Source organism: Lacibacter sp. H375, assembly GCF_037892425.1.
Taxonomy (GTDB): domain Bacteria; phylum Bacteroidota; class Bacteroidia; order Chitinophagales; family Chitinophagaceae; genus Lacibacter.
Genome location: NZ_JBBKTT010000001.1, coordinates 4,711,005 through 4,737,708 on the forward strand (window position 1 = coordinate 4,711,005; position 26,704 = coordinate 4,737,708).

At 38.9% G+C, this 26,704-nt stretch carries 19 protein-coding genes, 1 tRNA gene and 1 CRISPR repeat array (1 of these 21 running past the window's edge); of the genes, 10 read left to right on the forward strand and 10 right to left on the reverse strand.

Features of this window, described 5'->3' with window-relative positions:
- Positions 1-8 precede the first annotated feature (8 nt).
- Both WG954_RS20150 and WG954_RS20155 read right to left on the reverse strand, forming a co-directional pair.
- Entirely contained in the window at positions 9-3,326 is a 3,318-nt protein-coding gene (locus WG954_RS20150; protein WP_340438803.1) for a T9SS type A sorting domain-containing protein, read from the reverse strand.
- A gap of 33 nt (positions 3,327-3,359) precedes the next feature.
- Positions 3,360-3,788, reverse strand: a complete 429-nt coding sequence (locus WG954_RS20155) for a hypothetical protein (protein WP_340438804.1) — start codon at positions 3,786-3,788, stop codon at positions 3,360-3,362.
- 250 nt (positions 3,789-4,038) lie between these two features.
- Between WG954_RS20155 and WG954_RS20160 the strand changes: the two genes are divergently transcribed.
- Both WG954_RS20160 and WG954_RS20165 read left to right on the forward strand, forming a co-directional pair.
- The gene (locus WG954_RS20160; protein ID WP_340438805.1) at positions 4,039-7,143 is read left to right on the forward strand and encodes a sensor histidine kinase; all 3,105 of its coding nucleotides are present in this window, start codon (positions 4,039-4,041) and stop codon (positions 7,141-7,143) included.
- Entirely contained in the window at positions 7,134-7,898 is a 765-nt protein-coding gene (locus WG954_RS20165; protein WP_340438806.1) for a LytR/AlgR family response regulator transcription factor, read from the forward strand. The genes WG954_RS20160 and WG954_RS20165 overlap by 10 nt, the downstream gene beginning before the upstream one ends.
- Here the strand turns inward: WG954_RS20165 and WG954_RS20170 are convergent.
- The 4 genes from WG954_RS20170 to WG954_RS20185 form a co-directional block, all read right to left on the reverse strand.
- A complete protein-coding gene (locus tag WG954_RS20170; RefSeq protein WP_340438807.1) occupies positions 7,895-8,695 on the reverse strand; it encodes a PhzF family protein in 801 nt (266 codons plus the stop codon). The two genes, WG954_RS20165 and WG954_RS20170, sit on opposite strands and share 4 nt — an antisense overlap.
- Positions 8,696-8,776: 81 nt before the next feature.
- Positions 8,777-9,379: a trimeric intracellular cation channel family protein gene (locus WG954_RS20175; protein ID WP_340438808.1), complete on the reverse strand. Its 603-nt coding sequence runs from the start codon at positions 9,377-9,379 to the stop codon at positions 8,777-8,779.
- Positions 9,380-9,447: 68 nt separating this feature from the next.
- Complete coding sequence (locus tag WG954_RS20180; RefSeq protein ID WP_340438810.1) at positions 9,448-9,813, reverse strand: four helix bundle protein; 366 nt, start codon at positions 9,811-9,813, stop codon at positions 9,448-9,450.
- Positions 9,814-9,889: 76 nt separating this feature from the next.
- Positions 9,890-12,268, reverse strand: coding sequence for an alpha-ketoacid dehydrogenase subunit alpha/beta (locus WG954_RS20185; protein WP_340438811.1), 2,379 nt, complete (start codon positions 12,266-12,268; stop codon positions 9,890-9,892).
- 319 nt (positions 12,269-12,587) lie between these two features.
- Here WG954_RS20185 and WG954_RS20190 point away from each other — a divergent pair, with 319 nt between their 5' ends.
- The 3 genes from WG954_RS20190 to WG954_RS20200 all read left to right on the forward strand — a co-directional run bounded on the left by WG954_RS20190 (position 12,588) and on the right by WG954_RS20200 (position 14,757).
- On the forward strand, positions 12,588-13,064 hold the full coding sequence (locus WG954_RS20190) for a DUF1573 domain-containing protein (protein ID WP_340438812.1): 477 nt from the start codon (positions 12,588-12,590) through the stop codon (positions 13,062-13,064).
- 18 nt (positions 13,065-13,082) lie between these two features.
- The gene (locus tag WG954_RS20195; RefSeq protein WP_340438814.1) at positions 13,083-13,463 is read left to right on the forward strand and encodes a DUF1573 domain-containing protein; all 381 of its coding nucleotides are present in this window, start codon (positions 13,083-13,085) and stop codon (positions 13,461-13,463) included.
- A 97-nt stretch (positions 13,464-13,560) separates the two neighbouring features.
- Positions 13,561-14,757, forward strand: a complete 1,197-nt coding sequence (locus tag WG954_RS20200) for a pyridoxal phosphate-dependent aminotransferase (RefSeq protein WP_340438815.1) — start codon at positions 13,561-13,563, stop codon at positions 14,755-14,757.
- 110 nt (positions 14,758-14,867) lie between these two features.
- On the opposite strand, the gene WG954_RS20205 is transcribed toward WG954_RS20200, so the two are convergent.
- Positions 14,868-14,941: transfer RNA gene (locus tag WG954_RS20205), tRNA-Met, on the reverse strand.
- A gap of 307 nt (positions 14,942-15,248) precedes the next feature.
- Here WG954_RS20205 and WG954_RS20210 point away from each other — a divergent pair.
- Complete coding sequence (locus WG954_RS20210; RefSeq protein ID WP_340438817.1) at positions 15,249-15,542, forward strand: hypothetical protein; 294 nt, start codon at positions 15,249-15,251, stop codon at positions 15,540-15,542.
- A gap of 101 nt (positions 15,543-15,643) precedes the next feature.
- On the opposite strand, the gene WG954_RS20215 is transcribed toward WG954_RS20210, so the two are convergent.
- From WG954_RS20215 to WG954_RS20225, 3 genes are all read right to left on the reverse strand, one after another.
- The gene (locus WG954_RS20215; protein ID WP_340438819.1) at positions 15,644-15,970 is read right to left on the reverse strand and encodes a hypothetical protein; all 327 of its coding nucleotides are present in this window, start codon (positions 15,968-15,970) and stop codon (positions 15,644-15,646) included.
- A gap of 84 nt (positions 15,971-16,054) precedes the next feature.
- Positions 16,055-16,879 (reverse strand): HEPN domain-containing protein, encoded by an 825-nt coding sequence (locus tag WG954_RS20220; RefSeq protein WP_340438821.1) that lies wholly within the window; start codon positions 16,877-16,879, stop codon positions 16,055-16,057.
- Positions 16,880-17,090: 211 nt separating this feature from the next.
- On the reverse strand, positions 17,091-18,386 hold the full coding sequence (locus WG954_RS20225) for a hypothetical protein (protein WP_340438823.1): 1,296 nt from the start codon (positions 18,384-18,386) through the stop codon (positions 17,091-17,093).
- A gap of 477 nt (positions 18,387-18,863) precedes the next feature.
- On the opposite strand from WG954_RS20225, the gene WG954_RS20230 reads away from it, so the two are divergent.
- From WG954_RS20230 to cas2, 4 genes are all read left to right on the forward strand, one after another.
- Positions 18,864-19,241: a helix-turn-helix domain-containing protein gene (locus WG954_RS20230; RefSeq protein ID WP_340438824.1), complete on the forward strand. Its 378-nt coding sequence runs from the start codon at positions 18,864-18,866 to the stop codon at positions 19,239-19,241.
- A 291-nt stretch (positions 19,242-19,532) separates the two neighbouring features.
- A complete protein-coding gene (gene cas9 / locus WG954_RS20235; protein WP_340438825.1) occupies positions 19,533-23,348 on the forward strand; it encodes a type II CRISPR RNA-guided endonuclease Cas9 in 3,816 nt (1,271 codons plus the stop codon).
- A gap of 65 nt (positions 23,349-23,413) precedes the next feature.
- The gene (gene cas1, locus WG954_RS20240) at positions 23,414-24,307 is read left to right on the forward strand and encodes a type II CRISPR-associated endonuclease Cas1 (protein WP_340438827.1); all 894 of its coding nucleotides are present in this window, start codon (positions 23,414-23,416) and stop codon (positions 24,305-24,307) included.
- Between the two features lie 113 nt (positions 24,308-24,420).
- The gene (gene cas2 / locus WG954_RS20245; RefSeq protein WP_340438828.1) at positions 24,421-24,756 is read left to right on the forward strand and encodes a CRISPR-associated endonuclease Cas2; all 336 of its coding nucleotides are present in this window, start codon (positions 24,421-24,423) and stop codon (positions 24,754-24,756) included.
- A 94-nt stretch (positions 24,757-24,850) separates the two neighbouring features.
- Positions 24,851-26,704: direct repeats of the CRISPR family, unit length 47 nt; unit sequence GTTGTTAAAGAACTAAGCTACTTAATAATTTGAAAGCAAATCACAAC (it continues 420 nt past the right edge of the window).

Consider the following 26,704-nt stretch of genomic DNA (forward strand, 5'->3'; position numbering starts at 1 on the left):
TTGAATTATCAATTAATTTTCACAAGCTTCAGTTCTTTGTGATCTTTTCCTTGTGATATCCGTACGAAATAGATGCCTTGCCTATATGAATTGCCAATATCAATTACTGATCCTGCGTTCAGATTATTTTTTGTTTCAATCAACTTTCCTGTTGCATCATATACCTGCAACATGATCTGTTCATTCCTGTTACTGCTGTTAATGATCAGCTTAAATTGATTGACGCTGGGGTTAGGGAATACACTCACATCAAATCCTGCATTAGCTATTTGAGTTTCAACTGCAACACCAGAGCTTAATCTGCCCGGCTGAACATTTGAATTATTCTGGATAAAAATGATACTGTTTGCTCCAACAGCTTGTGTTGGCGATGCAGCATCACTTGCGCCCGGTTGATTATCGTAATACACATAACCCGTATTTCTGTTATATACTTTCATTCTTATTTTGTCAACCCCGGTTCCATCCAATGCTCCATCTGTCGCAGTCATGATAAATCCAATTCCACTTTGCCCGCCAATAATTTTTCCGGTGCCTTTGAACTGTGCTTTGGCATTTGAAATAGCGAGGTAATCAAAATTCAATGCATTGAATTCAAAGTCACCAACCTTAAAGTCAAACTGTGTTTCGCCTTTCGGGAATGAACCATTTTTATAATTCACTGTAAAGCCATATGTAGCGGCCCCTTCTGCAGATGGATTTTTCACCAATGCTCCGGGAGGAGAAGCAAAAGAACCTCCACCATAGGTATATCCTCCATTTGGATCATACACAACTATTATGGCATCAAGATTTTCATTGGTATTACTATAACTGGTTACTCCATTTTGATCAGTAACATTCATCCGTAATTTGTAAACACCTGCAGCTGTAAATCTATAAGAACCAGCTACTGTTCCGTTATTCATGCCTGATGGTTCAGTTACATTACCGCTAACCGTTTTATCATCAATCAACCATTTTGCTGTATGTGTTTTGCCAGGCACATCCCAGAATTCTCCTGTTAGATTAACTGTTGTACCAATTTTTACCGAAGCACCACTTGCAGGTGTAATGATATTATGTGAAACAATAACATCAGTAGTAGCTGTGCTGGCATTACCTGCAGCGTCTGTACATGTAACAGTGATGGTGTAGATTCGTTTAATACCTTTTTTAGGAATTTCTGCCCTGAGATTAACGGTGTTATTACCTGTGATCTCCCAATCAGGACCAATATTATCACCGGCAAACTCACCAGCTTTTATAGCAACTGCTGTAATTCTGCAAGAACTGCCCGGACAATTATCTGTTGAAGTAGTGCTTACTGTTACACTTTTCATTTTACGATCAGATGGCCATATGGCTTGCGGTGTTGGTACTACAGCAGTTATAGTTGGCGGAATATTATCAACCACAATAACTGTAGCTGTACAAGTAGAAGTATTATTATTATTATCAGTTACAGTTAATGTAACAGTGTTGTTCCCTTTATTGCTGCAATTGAAAGCTGTTTTATCAAGAGCATAGCTTTTGATTCCGCATGCATCAGCAGATCCGTCATCAATCTGTGAAGGAGTGATACTGGCATTTCCGGTTGCATCCAGGTAAATAGTTATGTTCTTACATTTTGCAACAGGTGGCACATTATCTACAACAGTAACAGTTGTTGTGCAGGTAGAAGAATTTCCATGAATATCCGTTACAGTTAATGTTACTGTATTGGTTGATGGATCACTACAACTGAAACTTGTTTTACTTAATGTCATGGATTGTATGCCGCAACCATCAGTAGAACCATTGTCAACCTGGGCTGCGGTGAGTGTGCCATTTCCTGATGCATCAAGCTGCACCGTAATATTTTTGCATTTTGCAACAGGAGGATCCTGATCTGAAACAGTTATATCAAAAGAACAGGTTTGAGTGGTGATATCTGTATAAGTATAAGTAACTTTTGTTGTTCCCTTTTGAAATTGTTTGCCAGCCACACCGCCTGCACCTTGTACAACAGCGCCATTATATTCAAGCTTATGTTGAACATTTGCATACAAGGTACTGGAAGACATAATTGCATTGATACCATTTACTGTTGCATAACACTTTCCTGCATCTACATTGTATGGATTCTGTGGTGAAGGACATGTCATACGAACATCGCTGCCATCATGAGCAATGATCGTTCCGTAGGCAAAAGTGTTAACGATATATCCTGATATATATAATCTCCTGTTGCGGTAGATGGCATCAAGTGGATAGCCATCCAGGTTCAGATCGGTAGTTACATAGCCATTTGTGCCGAATGATTGATCTGAAGTACCGTCAGTTTTAAACCGGCCCACTTTAAAAACTGTATTGCCCCCAATTGCAATAATTTTATTGTCGGGCTGCATAATTAATTTCGTGGGTGAAAAATCGGCTGAAAAACTTAGGTCTGGACTGCCGTCGGCATTGAGACGTTTGATGACAGTGTTATCCAAATAAATGATCTCAGAATTTCCATCAGTGTGTAAAGACCGAACAACAGCATTCGTTTTTATATAAGGAAAACTCGTTTCCATAGATCCATTTTCCCTGAACTTGGAAATGAAAGAACCCTGTTCTTCATTATAAAAGCCATCTTCCCATAAAATAATGTTGTTATTAGCATCGGTTGCAACTTTCTCTCCTGAATAATTATAGCTTGAATTTTCAACCAATACTCTAAATCCAACATTGTTAAAAGTCTCATCAAAGCTTCCATCACTCAACAGCCTGGCAATATATGTACGGTTTCTGTCTGAAGCTGTATTACCTCTTACAAAACCTGTAACAACGATTCTGTTATTTTTGTCAACAGTAATGTCGTTCAGTCTTACAGCAAAATAACCAAAGACCGATAGCTCTGCAAGTATCCCACCACCTGTTCCATCTGCATTAAATATCCAAACTCTATTTAGAGCAACAGGACTGTTACCAAGAACCTGTGCGCTTTCAGTAGCAACAATTTTTCCATCAGTCATTACGGCAAAGGATGTGAAGTATTGATGAACTTCATCGCTCGAGAAGAATCTCCGTTTGCCATTTGTTCCATAAGTAAGATCAGGAGTACCATTGGCATTATATCTACGGAATATACTGAACGTATAGGACTCAGTAGCTCCGTTTTCATAATTACGTACTGCCAACTCATGATCTGTGACAAGGAACTGTCCATTTGCTAAAGACAGTATGTTTTCAAACCTTGACCTGCTTTCAGTAGAAACTGAAATCCCAAAGCTTCCAAATGATTGATCTAAAGCGCCTGGCTGTGCACTTACTGTTAAACAATAAAAAGTAATAGCTGAAGTGAGTAAATGTTTTATTCTCATAATGTAACTTTTGGTCTATATAAAAAATACTCTTTATCGTTTTATTTCGTCTAACATCCACCAGTCGCCTTGTCTTATAAAGCTCCATTTTGCAAGGAACAGCTTGCTGTGATCCATCGTCTCAATTCCGTTGATGGTTTCTTTTACATGATATTTGATCACTGCGCAAAACATATCTGGTTTGTTATTTTTCCCCGGCTGCACATCCACAATGGCTAACTCTTTTACTATAGGAGTTATGATCCTTGATCCGGCTGTTTCCCCTCTTTCTATCTCAGCTTTGATCTTTTCAAAACAGGAAAGCGAGCATTGCCTTTTCAAAGACTCCATATCCCCCCCTGCTTTTGATTTAAACAGCAGGTAAAAAATGATTCGTGCATGTTCAGCCATACTTCCATGATCCCATATCTTATCTTTTTGCACAAGATGGCTAAGTCTTGCACCGGCAATTGATATCTTCAAACTTGTCCAGGATATTTTCATTTGCTTCTGAAAATAGAAATGATATTATAGAAAATGACCGGCAGAGGATTTTCGGCAGCTTTGTTTTCATTTTCGGAAAATTAGCGGAAGAAAGATTTATTCTATTTTATACTGTGAATGGCAGACCTGTGGCTTTGAACGGTTGTTCTCCGGCTATAAAAGGCTGATGAAATCAAAAAGGATAAATGGCAGTATACATTTTTTAAAACAAGGAACTAACTTTAAGGATATGATGCGAAGGCTGATCATTTCATTTCTTTCTGTCATTGTTGTACTCAGCAGTTTTTGCCAATCTTATGACGAAAATGATTTTACCCGTTATACCAAACTCGACGGGCTATCTCATAATAGTGTTACGGGTATTGTGCAGGATTCATCTGGCTATATCTGGATAAGTACAAAAAAGGGACTTAACCGTTTCGATGGTCGGTCTTTCAGTAATTTTTTCAAAATATCTGAGAACCTTCCGTTGCCTGAAAATGATATTCTTTATTTAACAAGACAGCAAAATGAAATAATAGGATCAACAGCTGTAGGCGCATTTTCTTACAATACCATCACACGAAAGATTAGGTCCTTTACTGTTCCAGCCGATTCAAATATCTTCTTCTGGTCGAACCAGGTTTGGCATACATTGAAAGACAAGGCTGGCAATTATGTACTTTCAACAAAAACCGGGCTATATGTTTTTAACGAAGCTGGTAAACTCGTGTCCCGTTACGATCATTTTACTCCGCAGGATGCAGGCCTCAAAGAATTGTGGTTTGGCAACTGGCTTGCGCCACTAAGCGATGGCAGAATATTCCAGGAAAATAACCTGGCTGGATCATTTTATAATTACAAAACAAAAACAATAGAGGCCCATTCTTTTAACAATCATTCCAATCTCCGAAGATTGCTTAATTCTAAAATTGATGAAGAACGGATTTCTTTTTATGGCGGTAATGATCAATTGATAACTCCAGCGCCTGAAAAGGATGCGCTGGAATTCTATAATCTTGTTAATGGGCAGTATGCATCATACTCCATTCCAAAGCATGTTATTCCTGATCTTGATTGGTACAGCAGATTATTTTTTATTAACGACAGTGTAGCAGCTCTTACAAGTAAAGTTGGTGGATTTTATCTGCTTCAATTTTCAACAGCAAACAACTATTGGTATTGCAATAGTGAGAAACTTTTTCCCGGCAAATATTGTACATCTGTTTTTTCTGATAGAAGCAACCGCTTATGGGTAGGCACCAATGATGGGTTATATAAACAAAATATCAGGAACTCATTTTTCACTAATGAAGATTTGTCTCAGCAACTTCCTTCTATCGTAAACACCGGCATACAAAGCATTTTTATTTCACAACATAAAATATATGCAGGTTTAAGAAATGAAGGTGGATTATTGATCTTAAATGATCAAAGCAAAAAGATTGAACAGGTTATTGATCTTTCAAAGTATGGCCCCGGAAGCAACAGTTTGAATTTTATTTTTCATTTTAGTAACGACACATTATGGTTGGGAACTGCAAAAGGCATTCTTTGGTTCAATAAAAAAAATAATTCGCACGGGCAGCTGGATGTACCTGGTCAGCCTGCCTGGTTCTATAACACTAAAACAAGAAGCTTTCTTAAAGATTCGGAAGGGGATATTTGGCTATCGTTTGGGATATTGAACAGTCTGGTATTATTCAAGCGTTCAGAACGCCGCTTTTATGATTACTCCAAGAGCCCATTGTTGAAGATCACATTTTGTTTTAGCATGGAAGAAGATAAAAACAGGAATGTTTGGATTGCAGGTGATGGTCTTTGTCGCTGGAACCGCAAAAAAAAATCAATTGACACGCTGATACCCTATCCAACGGTAATAAAAACAGTAACAAACTACATGCGGTTGCTTGACTGTGACAATGAAAATAATTTATGGCTTGCATCATATGATAATGAGATCATTCAATACAATTGTAATGAGAACAAAATGTATCTGAGGGTTGCTGAAAACAGTATGATCGATGGCCATTCAGTAACCAGCTCCGACATTATTAATGACCATATCTGGCTGGGAATGGCCAACGGTATCTCTGCATTTAATATAAAAGATCATTCAATAAAGCAATTCAATTATTCCGACGGCTTGCCTTCTGCGGTTGTAACATCGCCGAGAAATGGAAGTTTCTATGATGCAGATCGAAATCGCTTCTATTTCGGTGCAGGTCAATATTTAATTTCATTTGTTCCTGATGCACGGGTTTCGGAAAAAGCAATTCCTTTTTTTTCTGTAGAGGTAATGGGAGAAAATCAAACTCAAAGCAACAAAACTGTACTACCGTATTCAAAGAATAATGTTGAGCTTACCTTAAATGCAATCAATTTTACCGATCCCGAAGAAAATCGTTTTGCTTATCGGTTTCTAAGTGAGAAGAATGAGATCTGGAATGAATTAAATACAAAAAATGTTGTTGTACTAGGTAAGTTACCACCTGGCTCTCATCGGATAGAAGTGAAAATGTACTCAGTTAACAACCGCTGGCCTGCGCAAACCCAAACCATTCACTTGCAGATAAAACCACCATTCTGGAGATCACCTTACTTTCTGCTTCCTGCGTTGGCAGCTTTGTTATGGCTGGTTGTTTTCATGTATCGTAAGCGGGTGAAACAAATTAACCGGCAGGCAAATATTGACAAACAACTTACTCAAACTGAAATGAAGGCGCTGCATGCACAAATGAATCCTCATTTTATTTTTAATTGTTTGAACAGTATCCGTGAAATGATATTGAATAATGAAAACGAGCAGGCTTCTCTTTACCTTAGCAAGTTTGCAAGGCTTATACGTATTACATTAAATCATTCATCAAAACAATTCGTGAGCTTAAAGGATACGGTAGATTATTTAGAAAGATATATTGAAATGGAAAGCATCAGAAATAACCAGTTTACTTATAAAATAGATGTAGCAAAAGACCTGAATACCGATGACATCATGGTTCCTCCTATGCTTATTCAGCCTTTTATTGAAAATGCCATCTGGCACGGTTCTGCACAAAAAAAGAATATCACCATAGCAATAAGGTTTAAGCAAGAGGGAAATCATTTGATCTGTATTGTTGAAGATGATGGTATTGGAATTGAAGAATCATTAAAAAGAAAAAGAGACATTACACATGAGCCCTCAATAGGAATTGATAATATTAAGCAACGTATTGAACTTCTCAATGAAAAATACAACCTGCAGTGTACTCTGGAGATTGTGGACAAACTAACTTTATCACAGGCAAACGAAACGGGAACACTTGTTACACTTCATTTGCCTATTAAAACAAATGACAATCTATGGACTTAAAAGCAGTTTTAATAGATGACGAGCCACGTGGCATCAGTTCACTGCAAAAATTACTGCAGATCAATTGTCCTGATGTAACGGTAAGTGGCAGTTTTACTGATGCCAACGAAGCTATTGAACATATCAAAAATCTGAATCCCGATCTTATTTTTCTTGATATTGCCATGCCTGTGAAAAGCGGCTTTGAATTACTAAAGGAATTAAAAGGCGCAAACTTTGAAGTAATTTTTGTTACAGCACATAACCATTTTATGGTTGAAGCTTTTCATTTCAGTGCTATTGACTATTTACTAAAACCAGTTGAAGATAATTTATTGATTGATGCTGTTGAAAGAGCAAAACGGAGAATTGCAGAAAAAACAGGAAACAAAAACATTGAGACATTTCTACATAATCTCACGCAAAAACAATCGCCTCAAAAAATGAGGCTCTGCATACCCTCACTAAAAGGTTTCCAGGTAATTGAGCTTGATGACATTTTGTATGCAGAATCATCAGGCAACTATACCAATCTTTATTTTTTAAACAGCAAAATGGTCTGCACATCAAAACCCATGCATGAATATGAGAAACTGTTGGAGGATGCAGGGTTTGTACGTGTACATAAATCAGTGCTTGTAAACCTGAAGCACATTAAAGAATATGTACGTGGCGAAGGCGGATCAGTTATTCTCTCCAATGGACATGAATTGGAAGTTGCCAGGAGAAAAAAGGATCTGCTGATTGAGAAAATGAAAGAGTATTATAAATTTTAATCCGCTATTTCAAATTCTCCTTTCATATAAAACACACATTCGCCACCCATCATTACACGTTCTGCGCTTTTCTGTTCGCAAATAATATCACCACCACGCTTGCTCAATTGTTTTGCAACCATTTTTTTCTTATCCAGTTTTTCACTCCAGAAAGGAATCAATTGTGAATGTGCGGAACCAGTTACAGGATCTTCATCAATACCTGCAGATGGTGCAAAGAATCGTGAAACAAAATCAACCTTATCTCCTTTAGCAGTAAGAATTACCATTTCGCCGGTCTTCTTCAAAGCAGTAAAATCAGGTTTGGCGTTGATCACTTCTTCTTCTGTTGCCACTTCGATCAGCAGATCACGGTATCTATAAGCACCCAGTATTTCTTTAACGCCCAGAATTTCAGCAATGCCTTCGGGGTAATCATTAATACGTTCAGGCTTCCAGGAAGGAAAATCCATTTCGTAGTTCTTACCATTTTTCTCTACAGTTAGCAACCCGCTCTTTGAACTGAATGTTACAGATGGTTTTGTATAACCAAGCTTTGTGTATAATATAAAGGCGCTTGCCAGTGTAGCGTGACCGCATAAATTAATTTCAAGCTCCGGAGTAAACCAACGGATGTCATAATCTGCTCCGTCTTTTTGTGACGGCACAAAGAATACTGTTTCAGCAAGATTATTTTCCATCGCCAACTTCTGCATCAATTCATCATCGATCCATTTTTGTAATGGAACAACAGCAGCAGGGTTTCCTTTGAACAACGTTGACGTGAATGCGTCAACCTGGTATAAATCCAATTTCATATATTTTTTTTGTGGTATGCAAATTAGCAAAGTATCCCTGACATAAATATGTGATTTTAGAGCAACGGTGTGAAAGGATTCTTAATAAAATCGTGGCAAAGCCAACCTATACCGAACAACAATTATCCGGAATACAACAATGAACACAATTGAAATGACCGTTGCAAACGGACTGAACATATCAACCTTCAACAACAGGAGATAAATTATTCCACCTAAAATAGAAACCGAAGCATAGATCTCTTTCCGAAATACAAGCGGTACATTGTTGAGTAACACATCCCTTATTACACCACCAAACGATCCCGTAATAGTGCCTAACGCAACACAAATGCCCGGACTAAATTGCAATTGCAATCCTTTCTCCACACCAATGAGTGTAAAAAGGCCCAGACCAAATGCATCAAATAAAAATAAGGTGCTTGTAAAACGTTTGAGATAGTTTCCAAAAAACATAGTACCAATAGCTGCAACAATAATTAAAATTGTTGTTGTTCCATTCTGTAACCAGCCCACAGGTGTGTCACCAATCAACACATCACGTAATGTTCCACCACCAATTGCTGTTACAAATGAAAGAATTATGACACCAAACGGATCAAGTTTTTTCTCCATTGCAGAGAAAGCACCTGAAACAGCGAATGCAAACGTACCGAGTATGTCGATGATGGAAAGGAAGGGCATGTGGTGAATAGTTAATTAAAAATAGGCAATTGACAACAGGCAATAAGCAAGAAAAACAAGAGGCCTTCTTAATATTTGTCGGGATTGTTAAGCATGTGATTCAAGAGTTTTCCAACTTGATTACTCAAATCACACAAATTATCATACTTATCTTGAGAAATATATTGACAGGCCAATGCAAATTCAAGCCAGCCCTCCGTTTCTGAATTTTCCATATCTGAATCCGACACCTTGGCAACGAAATGCGCAGGATATATTTTCTTTCGATAGGCTTCTCGTAAACAAATACAAACGCTGCGTGATGAGCGTCTGATCTGATCGGTAAGAGAATATGTTTCCTCTTTTGGAAATGATTTGGTCAGATGAAAAATCTGCATAGCAAGGGAAAAAGCAAGCTTATACACTTTGGTATCCTTCACAGTTTTAGCAGCCATGTCATTGATATTTGGTTACAAACTACTTCAACATTGATCATTGCCAATTGACGATTGCCTTTTGCCTATTCCCAACTTACTCCCTCATCATTTCCTGCAATACCGTCATGATCTCTTCTACATTGGGTTTACTGAAGTAATCACCGTCGCTACCGTAGCCCGGACGATGTGCCTTACCGGTGATGGTACGTGGAGCTACATCAAGATATTTATAACCGCCTTGTTCTTCCATTACTTTATTGAACATATAAGCTGCTGCACCTCCGGGTACATCTTCATCAATGAAAGCGATGCGATTTGTTTTCTTTAATGATTCAAGAATAACATGACTTACATCAAAAGGCAGGAGTGTTTGCACATCAATAATTTCACAACTGATACCAAAACGTTCCAGCTGTTGTGCTGCATCATCAATAATGCGGAGAATGGAACCGTATGATACAATTGTAATATCTGTTCCTTGTCTCACCACTTCCGGTACACCCATCGGCACAGTGAATGACGAAAGATTAGAAGGCATTTTTTCTTTTAATCGATAACCATTCAAACATTCGATCACTAAACCCGGTTCATTACTTTGCAACAATGTATTGTACATACCCGCCGCCTGCACCATGTTGCGTGGCACACATACATACATTCCACGAAGGCTGTTAATGATCATACCCATTGGTGAACCGCTGTGCCAGATGCCTTCCAAACGATGACCTCTTGAACGAACGATCAACGGTGCACTTTGCCTGCCTGCCGTGCGGTATTGTAAGGTTGCCACATCATCAGTGAGTGGTTGCAAGCCATATACTAAATAATCGAGGTATTGAATTTCTGCAATTGGACGAAGACCACGCATTGCCAGACCGATGCCTTGTCCCATGATGGTCAACTCACGAATGCCTGTATCAAAAATGCGGTTCTCGCCATGTTTTGTTTGTAAGCCGGCAAAGCCCTGGTTCACATCACCAATAAAACCAAGATCCTCACCAAACGCAACTGCCTTTGGATTGATGGAAAATAATTGATCGAAATAGCGGTTTAGAATTTCATACCCATTCAATAAGGAAGCATCAGCCGCATATTCTGCTTTTACCTCAGCAACTTTCATGGCACTCGCTGCACCTTCATGATACAAATGCGAACTGAAGAGTATTTCGTTTTCCTTCTGCAACTTTTTATAAAGTTCATTTGCAACAGAAGGAACTCCTGCCATAGAAATTCCTTTATACAAGGCACTCATCACATCACGACGGTTAGGCTCACGAAGTTTTTTCAATTCACTGATCACCATTTCAACTTCTTCTTTGTTGGAAGATAATGCAGCTGCCTGTTGCAATGCAGCAACCACTTCGGTAACCTGTTCTTTGATAGGCAATTCAAATTCCTTCCACGCTTCATTCTTTTCGTTGCGAGCAAATTCCTTTGTCTCACGCTCAATGGCGCTTAGTTGATCTTCATCCGCCAAATTATTTTCAATGATCCACTCTTTGAATTTCTTAATACAATCCCACTCACGCTCCCATTGTAAACGATCAGTTGTTTTGTAACGTTCATGACTACCCGAAGTTGAATGACCTTGTGGTTGTGTTACTTCTTCCACATGAAACAATGCAGGTGTATGTGTTGCACGTATCTTTTCTATACCTGCTTCAAACACTTCGCACATGCCGGCATAATCCCATGCCTTCACTTTATAAATTTCAATACCTGTGGTACCATCTTTTTTCTGAAACCCTTTCAAGGCTTCCGAAATAGAACCTTTGGTTGTCTGGTATTTTTTAGGAACAGAAATGCCATAACCATCATCCCAGATAAACACTGCTAAAGGAATCTGTTGCACCGCAGCTGCATTGATGGTTTCCCAGAAATGTCCCTCGCTTGTTGATGCATCGCCAATAGTAGCAAAGCAAACCTCATTGCCTTTATTTGAAAGTTGTGTGAACTGTTTCAACACATCTGAATGACGGAATAATTTTGATGCTAAGGCCAAACCAACCGAACGTGGCATTTGTGCTGCTGTCGGCGCCATGCCTGAAGTAAGATTTTTTCTGTTCACCAGGTCAACCACATGACCATTTGCATCTACAAATTCAGATGCAAAGTGAGAATTCATCTGGCGACCTGCACTGTGTGGATCATGAGCAGTATCCGGATCAGCATAAAGCTGAGCGAAGAATTCTTTTAACGTTGCCACACCTGTAGCAAACGCAAAGGTTTGGTCACGGTAATAACCACTGTAAAAATCGCCCGGCTGGAAAAACTTGGCCATTGCAAGCTGCGGCACTTCCTTACCATCGCCAAAAATGCCAAACTTGGCCTTGCCTGTAAGCACTTCTTTACGGCCAAGAAGGCTGGCTTCACGACTGAGGCAGGCGATGCGGTAATCCTGTAACACTTCCCGCTGAAAATGCTCAAAAGAGAGCTGCTGGAGTTGCAAGGTTTCGTTAGTGGTTGATTCCATGCGGCAAAAATAAATGATTTGCTCCCACGTTAACACTTGTAAGCCGATTTGGTGAAAACAACCCGTTTACTGTGAAAAACCGTGAGGAAGGTAAAATTCGGCCTCAATCTATGAAAATTCCGGGCCAATTGCCACTAATAAAATTTTGTGAAAGGCAACCATACGGGGTTATGAACTGTCTGTACTAATACTTACTTTTACAACTCTAATAAAAGCATTTATGAAATGAACCCTAAAAATTATCGTGTTAATTATCCAGGACGATGATAATTTTTAAGGCGAATAACATCTGACCAATAAAAAATATAAAAATAAACTGATGAAAAAACATGTTATTACCATTTGTGCCGGTTTACTTTTGGGCTTTGCAGGCATAGCTCAAAACCACGATGGGCACAACCACAGCACTGCTACCCCCCCCGCCACTCCTGCTCCAAAACCAGAAACCATTAAACTTTCTGAAACAACATTTGATTTTGGAAAGATCCCACAAGGGAAACCTGTAACACACTTGTTTACAGTTGAAAATATAGGTAAAGATTCATTGAAGATCGATAACGTACAAGCATCCTGCGGTTGTACCACTCCTGAGTGGAGTAAGGCAGCTGTTGCAGCTGGTGGCAAAACAACCATTAAGGTTGGTTACAATGCTGCTGCTGAAGGTGTGTTCGATAAAACGATCACTATATATTATAATAACGGAGAAGTAAAAGTGATGAACATTAAAGGAACAGTTTGGAAAACCCCTGACCAATCGGCTCCAACAAACCAGGCATTAAATATCTTTAAACAATAAAAATAAAATCAGTATACGATGAAACAGTTCATGATCGCCTTTGTAGCACTATTTGTTTTCACTGCCTTGAATGCACAATCAAAAAAACCAGCTGACCTCGTTAAGTTTACAAGTGAAACTGTTGACCTTGGTAAAGCCAAATTAAACAGTCCGGTTACAGCAACATTTACATTCACCAATAACAGTAAAGAAGATGTGGTGATCGAAACTGTAACTCCAGGTTGCGGTTGCACTAAATCTGATTACACAAAAGAACCCATTAAACCGGGTAAAAGTGGTACTATCACTGCTACGTATAATGCGGCAACGCCAGGCAAATTCTCAAAGCAAGTAAGAGTAAAATTGCTGGGGGTTGATCAGGAGCAGGTTCTTACCATTTTAGGTAATGTTGAACAATAAATAAACCATCTCCATTTATAACGAGCCTCCGGATTTTTCGGAGGCTTTTTTGTTTTCAATACTAATAATTGTAAGTACCAACCCTATCTTTGCCCGCATGTTAGAAATCAGTAAACGTGGCGAACAAATGCCGCCCTCGCCTATCAGGAAATTAGTTCCTTTTGCAGAAGCTGCAAAGAAGAAAGGCATCAAAGTGTTCCATTTAAATATTGGCCAGCCCGATATTGAAACGCCCCCTGCTATTCTTGATGCTGTGCGTAATACCGATATTAAAGTGCTTGAATACAGCCACAGCGCCGGTAACGAAAGCTATCGCCGCAAACTGGTACAGTATTATAAAAAAGTGGGTATTGATGTGAATTACGACCAGATCATGATCACCACAGGCGGTAGCGAAGCCATTATGTTTGGCTTTCTTACCTGTTTAAATCCCGGTGATGAAGTGATCGTACCTGAACCGTTTTATGCAAACTACAATGGATTTGCATGTGCAGCGGGAGTAAATGTTGTACCTATTACTTCAACAATAGAAACAGGTTTTGCATTACCTCCTATAGAAGATTTTGAAAAAGTAATTACAGCAAAAACAAAGGGCATCATCATCTGCAGTCCGAATAATCCAACCGGCTATTTATACAGCAAAGAAGAAATGTATAAGCTGAAAGACCTTTGTTTGAAATATAACCTCTACCTCTTCAGTGATGAAGCTTACCGTGAATTTTGTTATGATGGTGAATATGTAAGTGCCTTACATGTTGAAGGACTTGAACAGCACGTAGTGTTGATGGATACCATCAGTAAACGATACAGTGCTTGCGGAGCAAGACTTGGCGCATTGGTTACAAAGAATAAAGCGGTGTATGATGCTGCTATGAAATTTGCTCAGGCAAGGTTGAGCCCGCCCGGTTTGGCACAGATTATGGGTGAAGCTGCGATCGATCTGCCCGAAACTTATTTTGAAGCGCCAAAAGCTGAATACCTCTCCCGCAGAAATCTATTGGTGAAACGACTGAATGCGATGCCTGGTGTGGTTTGCCCCAACCCCGGCGGTGCGTTCTATGCTATGGCTAAATTGCCCATTGACGATAGTGATAAATTCTGTCAGTGGTTGCTTGAATCATTTTCTTACAATGGCCAAACTTTGATGCTGGCACCTGCAACAGGGTTTTATGGCACACCCGGACTTGGAAAACAGGAAGTGAGGCTGGCCTATGTGCTCAATCTTACGGCATTGGACCAAGCGATGGATTGCTTGGAAGAAGCCTTGAAAGTTTATCCCGGAAGAACGAATTAGAAATCACGTGAGTGATGAATGGTGAGTGGTGAGTAGTCACAAACGCATACAACACCCTTCTATAAAGTTTATAACGAAAAAGTCCTCCAGTTGGAGGACTTTTCTATTAGTACCGGAGAGCAGACTTGAACTGCCGACCTTCGGGTTATGAATCCGATGCTCTAACCAGCTGAGCTACCCCGGCTAATGGGCGGCAAAGATAAAGGTTTCCTGTTTTTGAGCCAACCAATTTCAAAAGCATTTTTTGATTTAGCCTTGTGTTCTTAAAAAGGCTGTATAGATCTGAGAGAGCAGATAACTTTTGAGCGCTTTTAATACGGGGTAAGGTACCTTATGTGTGGAAGTATCCTGCGAGTACCTATAAGCTAATTTTTAAATTGCGGGGATTGGGCCGCTATTCAAAAAGTGGCAAAAATGCTCAAAAGTGGCAAAAAGCGGTAAAAACGGCCATTCGGTTTTTGTGCTTTAAGCAGGTTTTCTATTTTGTGTACATGGCAAAACAAATTGGAGTATTCCGGATAACAGGAACTATTGACCGTATTTGCTTTTACTGCATGGACGGTGTGTATTATGCAAGGGAGAAGAGTTCACTATCCGCTGAACGGGTGAAACATGATCCTGCGTTTGCAGAGACGATGCGGCATGCTAATCAGATGGGGAATGCGTCGAAGATTGCTTCTGCCATTTACCGGCAGATTGTGCCGCAACATGAACGAAGCAGAGACAAATTCAGAGAGGTTGTGAGTATGGTGAAGCGGGAGTTGGCCGCAGATGAACACAAATGAACGCAGATTATTAAAAGTTATGAATTACAAGAATAAATACGAATGAATTATATGCTATTCCTGCAATGATTTTTTTACGTTTAGATGGGAATGCAGAAGCTCTATTTTTTTGCAGTGTTTTTCTTCTTCCCGTTGTGAGGTTTGTTTTTTATGTGTTTTTGCTGCAGGTATAGCTGGTTCACTGCATCAATAAAAAGTAAACTGTGTTCATAAAAGAAAATGCGGTTGTGCCTGTCAATGCCTTTATCCACTTCCTCCATCTGATCACTTGAGAGTATACCAACAGTAAGTAACCATAGTTCATTCTTAATACCCTCGGCAGAATAGAAGCGAATGAAATCGTTGACAATTTTCCAGAGTTGTTTTTTTGTTGGATTTTCAGTGAGCAGTTGTTTGTAATCCCGATGGATTTCAGGAAGTGTACTCATGTAATAATTTTTTTGTAACAATGTTGATTATAACCGGCGGGAAGAACAGGCGGCGGAAAAGTTTCTTTCAGGTTTGACTAAATACTACTCTAATAATTCTACGATACCCTTCACTTTAGGCAGCAGGTAAAGCAAGTCGGCTTCTGTTGCTTTGTAGTCGGCTTTATAGCGTGCATCGATGTATGCTTTTTGCAACAGGCTGAAGAAATATTTTTGTTGTTCGGTTGTACGTGGGAGCCTATCTCTTATTTGATACGATACCAGTTCTGCCAAGCGTAAGAGCCGGTCGATGCTATGTGTATTGGCGTGGTATCCTGTATTTACTTTCACCAATGTAATGAGGGTTTGCTCCGCACATTGGTGCAACATAAATGCAGCCATGCTGTATTGCTTACGTGCTACAAACAATTCTGCACCTACCAAAAATTCCTTCGCCCTGTTTTTACCAGCTATCTGGTTCTTTTCGATTTCTACTTCATCAACAGGTTTAACGACGATTGGAACTGATGCTTCTGTGATGACGCCATTGTTGTGCCACCTAACGGCTTTTTGCCATACCTGCATAGCGAACGTATGGCCTTGCTTTAACCACTCGTGAAAACTATTGGTTGACAACACCCACACCGAACCTGTACCCAAATGGCGGCAGTTGGCTTCAATTTTATCCTGCCAATCCTGTAAAGTTTTGTTTCCGAGATTGCTTATGAGAATGAGTAAAAAGAGGTCGCCAATGTGTTGTGAGGTAGGTGTGCTGTATTGAAAAATGCTTTCGCTTCTCCGACGGTGCCGGGATGCTCCGAGCAGAAAGATCATGTCGGGATTTGCTGATTGCAGAATCGCATTTACCCAATAGGTTTGTTGCAGTTCAATGGATTCTTTGCAGTGATGGTAGATGGTGAAGGCTGACATGGATGCTTTGTTTATTGAAGGTTAAGGGAATGTTGTGCCAGCACAACTATTCGTTCTTTTGTCTTGACACAAAAGAACCAAAAAGTCAAGCCGAAACATATTACCCCCATGTTTCGGCAACCGCCCTGATTAAACGTCATTGCTACTGTAGTTAAATGCAATTGTACGTACACTATCACTTCATGTGTACTAGGTTGACTAATAATTGGCATTACTTTTTTCTTCTTGTTATTTGTGTTTGATTTGATTTTTGCTGTTTGGGTTTTGGATGTTTGTTTTTTGCAATGACTAAAAGGCCTTGTTTGGTGAGTGGCGTGATTACTTCTTTTTGAAAGGATTTGGATTGCTGTTTGAATACTGAAATAAAGGGACCTGCGTCGTGCATTTGGGAAACGAGTTGTGCCATGGCAAGTGTGGGCAATAGATAAAAACAATCTGTATCCGGACAATTGACAAAGAAGGGAAGAATACCCGCTTCTGAACGGAGTTGTTTATTTTGATGTGGGATGTGCATGGACAAGCGCTGATGATCGGGATATTTTTTGACCTCAAACTTTGGATGTACTATTTCCGGTGAAACGGTGATAGGAATGGTTTCACGGAGGCGTGGTTTATCTTTGAGATATTTAAGCCAGTATAAATGCGAGTAATAAACCTGCGACTGAGAGCATAACAGTGGCCAGGATTGCTTCCACAGTTGAAACAGTTTATGATAATGCTCCCAATGCCATACATGGCCATGCCACTCTATTTCTTTTTCCAGTTTCTCCACTTCTTTCAACATCTCTAAACAAAGCCTGTTGAGCAATTTCTGGTTATCGGAAAAGTAATGTTCATTTTTTGCATCAACAGTTTCAGCAAACGAACGAAAACTCTTTGCTTTATGACCAGCCTTTACCGGTTCAGCCAAACAGGGCATCAGAATGGGTGGTGTACGCCTGCTTGAAAAACTCAGAATGAGGTAGCAGACCAACTGATCTTTACCGGAATGAAGCTGTGGTTGTTGCAAAAGATCTTCTGTGACTGCAGGGCTGCTGTTAAGCCCGTATATTTTTTTGTGTGGTGGAAGTGTTACTATTTCCGGCCCAAGTTTATAATCATTAAATGCAAATGCTTTTTTGTTTGCCAGTGCAGTAGCTGCCCAACCACCGGGAGTGAATTGCTTAAAATAGGTATTGCTTTTAAAAATGGCAACATCTCTGAGTGCCCGGTAACTGTGGAGGCATAAGGTTTCGACAGGCTGGTTACAGGAGCAGCTTACGGCAAGCTTATCCGGCTCTACTTCTATTCGTAACAGATACTGCTGATCCTGGAAACTGTTGATAAGGGTTAGTTGTTTGCCCCGAAATGATTTAAACTGCAAATGCGGACTGTACCATGTTGTTTTGCGGAGCAGTTTTGCATCAAGCTGGGCTTCGAGTTCTCCCATTTCGATGCTGTAATCGTTACAGGATAAATGAATGGTAAAGGGTTGCAATGCATTGCGAGTGTTTGGTTGCTGTTGCATATCCAGATGTTTTTTATTGTGTTGCAAGAAGGGCGGGGAATAAACAGGTTTTTCAAAAGAACATGGTGGCTGTCTGGCTTCGAGTAATGGGAGTATTGTGATGACAAAAGAAGGAACTGCAGAAGTGGTAACCTACCAGCGGGGGTTGTGTTTTACAAATGGTGATTTGTATTTTACCTATTGGAAGAGCAGAGCTTTTTGTTGCGTGTTGGCAGGATTGTTAGGTGAGAATCAAAGCTTGCTTTACAAGCGATTTTTCTTGTCACTTTTGCTTGTCCAAAAGTAACCAAAAGACAGCCGAAACATATTACCCCCATGTTTCGGCAGCAGCCCTGATTTAGCTAAGTACTACTGTAATGAAGAACATTTGTACATGCACGAACATCCTATATTCATCACCCTCATTAAATGCTTCCAGCTAACTGTTTCTGTTACCTGTTCTTATAAAAAGAAAAAATAATTAATTACTTTAGCAGAATGACAGAAAAAACAATACACGAAGGAAGAAATGTAAAACGCATCCGTGAGATATTGGGTATTAAGCAGGATGCATTAGCAATGGAATTAGGATTGAGCCAACAGGCGGTGAGTGCATTGGAGCAGAAGGAAGCGTTGGATAAAGAGATGATTGAAAAAATTGCTAAGGTTTTGAAAATACCTGCTGAAGCAATTAAAAGTTTTTCGGATGAGACTGCGATAAATATAATATCAAACACGTTCAATGATAATGCGATTAACATGAACTATCAATGCACTTTTAATCCATTAGAGAAAATGGTTGAGCTTTATGACGCATTGTTAAAAAGTGAGAGAGAAAAAATTGCATTGCTTGAAAAGATGTTAGATAAGAAATAAGAATCAATGGAAATTCCGAAAAGCCTTTGCATTTGTTTGCAAGGGCTTTTTTAATTTCAAAATTTTTGTATCTTGACTTTCCTGACTTACTAACTGCTGACGCTATGAGGAATATGATATTGTCTGCGTTTTTGGATTGCTACGCTTGTTGATTTTTTCAGGAAAATTATTGGGAATAAAAAAAGCGACTTGCGCCGCTTTGAATGTTTTCACAACGGAATAATCCTTATTGTGATTTGCTTCACAGTAAAAATAATGATAAAACTGAACGAACCAAACTAAATATTAATTATGAAAATTATTTACGGATTAGATTTAGGGGTTGCTTCTATTGGATGGGCTGCTATTCGCATTAATGATGATAATAACTACAAAATTTTGGGGATGGGAAGCAGGATAATACCTTATTCCGATAAAGAAGGTGACGAATTTGGCAAGGGCGTTGGAGAAAGCGTAAACCAGCAGCGTACAAAAGACCGAACCGCAAGGAAGGGTCTCGACCGTTACCAATTGCGCAGAACTTTATTAAATCAAGAACTCAAGAACAACAATCTGCTTCCCGACAGGTCCTTATTTGATTTGTCAGCGTTGCAGCTATTTGGATTACGAAGCAAAGCTAGTACTGAAAAAATAAGTTTGCCTGAATTAGGCAGGTTGCTTTTACACCTTAATCAAAGAAGGGGTTATAAACACGGTTCAGAAGATGAGGATGCAGATAAAAAACAAAGAGACTGGGTCGAAACCATCAACAGCAGATATTATCAAATAAAAGGGAAACAAACTATTGGTCAGTTCTTCTTCCAAGAGTTGAAAGATCATCAGCAGAATAACAAGTACTATCGTATAAAAGAGCAAATATTTCCAAGAGATGCTTACATTGAAGAATTCAATACAATATGGAATAGGCAGCAAAAGGAATATCCAACTCAGTTATCTGAAGTACTGAAATTGAAATTAAGAGATCATATTATTTATTATCAACGTCCGCTAAAATCTCAGAAAGGGTTGGTTTCAGTATGCGAATTTGAAGGCTTTCTGACTAAACACAATGATGGCAAAACCGAAAAAGAAATTTTTGTTGGCCCAAAAGTTACACCTAGAAGTTCCCCTTTGTTTCAAATTTCAAAAATTTGGGAGAGCATCAATGCTATCACAATAAAAAGAATAACAGCAGACGGCAAAAAGCATCCAACAGTTGATATATCGCCTTTCAAAGAAAAAATATTCGAGCACTTAAATACAAACAGTATTCTGTCTGAAGCAGAATTGTTTCAGATATTAGGAATCAGCAAAAAAGATGGTTATTATTCGGACAAGAATGTAAGAAAGAAAGGCATCCAAGGCAACCTCACATTGGCAGCCATCTTAAAGGCACTGGATGGTTATGATAAGAAAAACCAAATAATTAGATTTGAATTAAAAATCGAATCCGGGAATCATCTTAATAAAAGTACCGGAGAAATCATTTCCATAGAGCAGGTTTCAGCAACATGCGAAAAGGAACCCTTGTTCCAACTTTGGCATACTTGTTATTCCCTCAAAGAAAAAGAAGAAAAGATAAGGGCTTTGAAAAAGCGATTCTATCTTCCCGATGAGTATGCTAGGGCTTTAGCCGGGATAGATTTCTCAGCAGGAAGTTTCAGTAATAAATCAGCAAAAGCCATTCGGAAAATTTTACCAGGTCTGATGAAAGGGCATGCATATTCTACCGCCATGGAAATAGTTGGGTATAACCATTCTTTTTCTGAAACAGCACAGGAGAGAGCAAATAAAGTGTTGCAGGACAAACTTTTTTTGCTACCAAAGAATGCTTTACGGCAGCCAATCGTGGAAAAAATTCTCAACCAGATGATTAACGTTGTTAACTCGATGATGGAAGAATATCCAAGACCAGATGAAGTAAGAGTTGAGCTGGCCAGGGAATTAAAGCAAAGCAAGGAGGAAAGAAATGACTATTTTAATGCCATTAATCAACGAACAAAACAAAGTGAAAAGATTGCTGAGCGATTGCAAAATGAATATCAAATAAAAGCCACTAGGAAAAATATTGAAAAATGGCGGCTTTGGCACGAAGTAAACGGGAGATGTCTTTACTGCAACACACCAATTACAGTAGAGCAATTTTTAAAAGGAATAGAAAGTGACGTAGAACATGTCATTCCTAAGGCTGTGTTCTTCGATGACTCTTTTGCCAATAAAACCATAGCACATATCCGTTGTAACAGTGCGAAAAGAGATATGACTGCTTTTGATTTTATGAATACAAAAGGAGGTGAAACTCTTAACAACTACCTCCAAACGATTAACGACCTATATAAAAATGATCGAGCGGATAAAGCCAAAACTGACGAAGGCTCTCATTGTCTTACAGGAAAAATCAGCAAAAGTAAATTCGACCGTTTACAATGGCGAAAAGAAGACATTCCACAGGATTTTGTAAACCGTCAGTTGCAGGAATCAAGATACATAGCCCGTAAAGCCAAACAAATATTAAATAAGGTTTGTGTAGAAGTAAATAGCACCAGCGGCAACATCACTGAAACTTTGCGTAGGCTTTGGGGCTGGGGTGAAATTTTACAAAATCTTGCCCTTCCTCGATTCAGGAAACAGGGTCTTACGGAAGAAATAACGATTGGTTTTAATGGGAATAGCATAACCAAAGAAATCATTCCTGGCTGGAGTAAAAGAGATGACCACCGCCATCATGCTATTGATGCATTGGCTGTAGCTTGTACACAGCAAGGATTTATACAAAGGTTGAACACATTAAATGCAGAGCATACCCGAAACGAAATGTATGCGGTAGTGAGTGGCAACAACTACTCCGAGAAATTAACCCTATTAGAAAAATATCTTGTGTCAAAAAGACCATTTACAACCGCACAGGTTCAGGGTATTGTAGAAGAAATTTTAATATCCTATAAAGCGGGGAAAAAAGTAGCTACCCTTGCTAAGCGGAAAATAAAAAAGAATGGAAAGAAAGAAGTGGTGCAGGAAGGTATTATTGTGCCACGTGGTGCCTTAAGCGAGCAAAGCGTTTATGGCAAAATAAAAACGCTTGCCAAAGACTTTAAAAAGAATGAGACTATAAAATATCCGGCAAAATATCTTTTTGAAAATCCACAACTGATCTTCAAAGCCAAAATAAAAATTCTTGTGGAAGAAAGGTTAAGTCAGCACGATGGTGATGTGAAAAAAGCTTTGGCTTCGCTAAAAAAACAACCCATATTTTTAGATAGTGAAAATAAAGTCGAACTAAAATTTGGAACATGTTTTTCAGAAGAAGCTGTTATTAAATATCCCATTACTGCCATTACTGCTAAAGATGTGGATTATATTATAGACGAAAAAGTAAAAGAGTTGGTAAGGGAAAGATTATTACAACATAATAACAAAGAGAAAGAAGCATTCAAGGAAGTTTTATGGTTTGATGAAGAAATGCAAATCCCAATTTTATCCGTTCGCTGTTTTACAGGGTTAAAAGCAGTTGAGCCCGTTAAAAGAGATGAAATGGGAAAAGAAATTGGTTTTGTACTTACAAAGAACAATCATCACATTGCTTTGTATAAAAATGAAGAAGGCGAACTGATTGAACTACCGGTTACATTTTGGCATGCCGTTGAACGAAAATCACTTTTTATTCACCATTTCACAAGAGAAGAAAGGGATCAGGCACAGGAGAATACTATCATTAAAAAACCAGATTTGGTTTGGGATAAAATTGAATCATTGTCAGATAATAAATTTTCAGAATCTTTCTTGCAAAAATTGCCTTTACCCAAATGGCAATTCGTATCTTCTATTCAACGCAATGAAATGTTTGTGATTGGCCTGAAAGAAGAAGAATTGAATGATGCTATTAAAGCAAATGATTATAAACTTATCAATCAAAATTTATTCAGAGTTAACGCCATTGCAAATAAAAATTATCAATTCAGGCTTCACACTGAAACTAAAGTGGATGATAAATACAATGGGGTGAAAAATGAAATGCTTTCCAAAACTATGGGCAAGCTCATTATTATTCAAAGTATTGATGCGTGGAAACAAAGAAACCCCATTAAAGTAAGAGTAAATAATTTAGGGAAGATTGTGAAAGTAGGGTAACGCTTTAAGATATTTGAATAATAAAACGAAATGTCATCCGTTATATCATAGCAAACCCAAATCCTATGATCAAGCGGACCCTTTATTTCGGTAGCCCCGCCTACCTGAAAACCACCAATGAGCAACTGATTATTGAGTTGCCTGATACAGGTGAAATTAAACAGGCACCCATCGAGGATATCGGCATCCTGATCCTCGACCACCAGCAAATTACCATTACACAGGCATTGATGGCCAAGCTTTTGGCTAATAATACAGCTTTGGTTACCTGCGACCAGACCCACCACCCTACCGGCCTGTTACTGAATTTAGACGGCAACAGTTTGCAGAGCCAAAAGCACCAGGCCCAGCTTGAAGCAACCGTGCCCTTAAAGAAACAATTGTGGCAGCAGACTGTGACAGCCAAAATAGCTAACCAAGCTGCCCTATTGCAACTGGAACGAGAGGAAGCTGGGTATTTACGCCAGCTTTCCAAAGATGTGAAGAGCGGAGACTCAGATAACAGCGAAGCCATTGCAGCTGCTTATTACTGGAAACGGGTGTTTCCTGCTTTCCTTGAGTTTCGGCGGGAACGATACGGCCCCGCTCCCAATCAATTACTCAATTATGGATATTCGATTCTAAGAGCATTAGTGGCGAGAAGTTTAGTGGCAAGCGGCATGCTGCCCACCTTTGGTATTCACCATCGTAATCAATACAACAGTTACTGCTTAGCCGATGATATGATGGAACCGTACCGGCCTTATGTTGACAAGGTAGTTTGTGACATCATCCGCATGAACGGGAAGTTTTTGGACATGACACCGAAGATGAAACAGGCTTTGCTTGCAATACCGGCAATGGATGTGGTGATTGACGGACAGAAGAGTCCGCTGATGAATGCGGTGCAGCGCACGACGGCGAGTCTGGCGAAGTGTTTTGAGGGGAAGACGAGGAAGTTGTTATACCCGGAGCTTTAGTTTTTTGTGACCCACCCCCTACCCCTCCAGGGAGGGGACTCCTTCTAAGGAGCAGTTGTAAATTTTTACAATCATTTCGTTTCAATAAGACCAATTGATTCAAATAATAACCAATGTATGAACGCTTTAATGCTTACCGCATCATGTGGGTTCTAGTATTTTTTGACCTGCCTACTGAAACCAAGAAGGAACGGAAAATTTATGCCCGTTTCCGAAAGGATATACTGGCCGACGGGTTCAGTATGTTTCAGTTCAGCATTTACCTGCGGCATTGCCCCAGTAAAGAAAATGCGGACGTACATATAAAACGGGTGAAAAAACTATTGCCTGAGAAGGGGCATGTAGGCATTATGTGTATTACGGACAAACAGTTTGGTATGATGGAAATTTTCAGGGGGCATGAACTGGTGGAGAGCCCTGATACGGTGCAACAACTGGAACTTTTTTAAATGAAACAGGATGAAAAAAACGGGGCGAAACTCCATTTTTTTCATCCTGAAAAGTGGCTTAAATCCTTACCCATAAAGGCTTTCAGCAAAAACGGTTGTTAAAGAACTAAGCTACTTAATAATTTGAAAGCAAATCACAACGAACTGACCAAAGCAGCAAGCAAGGATAAAGTTGTTAAAGAACTAAGCTACTTAATAATTTGAAAGCAAATCACAACGCAACGGGTAAAAGGCTGTAACGTCAACCGGTTGTTAAAGAACTAAGCTACTTAATAATTTGAAAGCAAATCACAACTACCCGTTCATTCACAAATAAAAATAAATAGTTGTTAAAGAACTAAGCTACTTAATAATTTGAAAGCAAATCACAACATTGGTACGAAATTGAAGCAATGGCCAAAGGTTGTTAAAGAACTAAGCTACTTAATAATTTGAAAGCAAATCACAACCGTTAGATACTGATGGCGCTTACAGGCTAGTTGTTAAAGAACTAAGCTACTTAATAATTTGAAAGCAAATCACAACACACAGCAGGCGGCGGAAGCACAGCGGTGAGTTGTTAAAGAACTAAGCTACTTAATAATTTGAAAGCAAATCACAACTTTACCACTTACTACCTATAAACCATTTGCGTTGTTAAAGAACTAAGCTACTTAATAATTTGAAAGCAAATCACAACAGCAGCGTATTAACATATTTAGAAGATATAGTTGTTAAAGAACTAAGCTACTTAATAATTTGAAAGCAAATCACAACAAAGAGCCAACAACACTTTTTTCAAAATGTGTTGTTAAAGAACTAAGCTACTTAATAATTTGAAAGCAAATCACAACTACATCAACAATACGCTAGAATGGGTGGGGTTGTTAAAGAACTAAGCTACTTAATAATTTGAAAGCAAATCACAACAGCATTCCTTCCCTGTTTGATCTTTTGGAGTTGTTAAAGAACTAAGCTACTTAATAATTTGAAAGCAAATCACAACTCTGCACTGGAATGGTTTGATGAATGCGATGTTGTTAAAGAACTAAGCTACTTAATAATTTGAAAGCAAATCACAACATGTGCCCGATATGGGGCTGAGCGATTTTTGTTGTTAAAGAACTAAGCTACTTAATAATTTGAAAGCAAATCACAACAGCAATGGAAAAACAGTTAAAGGATCTGATGTTGTTAAAGAACTAAGCTACTTAATAATTTGAAAGCAAATCACAACAAAGTATCTTGAAAGTGTTAATGCAGTAGCGTTGTTAAAGAACTAAGCTACTTAATAATTTGAAAGCAAATCACAACTGATGGAGAGTGCATTACTCACTCTAAAGCGTTGTTAAAGAACTAAGCTACTTAATAATTTGAAAGCAAATCACAACTGGAAATTACACAGGTATCATATCACAAGGGTTGTTAAAGAACTAAGCTACTTAATAATTTGAAAGCAAATCACAACAAGATCCAGCATGTAGATGGCATGCGTGGCGTTGTTAAAGAACTAAGCTACTTAATAATTTGAAAGCAAATCACAACTGCATGCAGGTACAGAGGTTATTGGTGATCGTTGTTAAAGAACTAAGCTACTTAATAATTTGAAAGCAAATCACAACTTTAATTGCGTTAAGGTTACAGGCTCGCTGGTTGTTAAAGAACTAAGCTACTTAATAATTTGAAAGCAAATCACAACGCTGCATGCCTTTACCTACAGAAATGCGGCGTTGTTAAAGAACTAAGCTACTTAATAATTTGAAAGCAAATCACAACCGACTTCTTATTTCCCGAAACGGATGAACAGTTGTTAAAGAACTAAGCTACTTAATAATTTGAAAGCAAATCACAACTGCATAGGTTGTATCTCCTTCATCTACCGGTTGTTAAAGAACTAAGCTACTTAATAATTTGAAAGCAAATCACAACATTTCGCTGTTGGCAGCAGTAGAGTCGGGGTTGTTAAAGA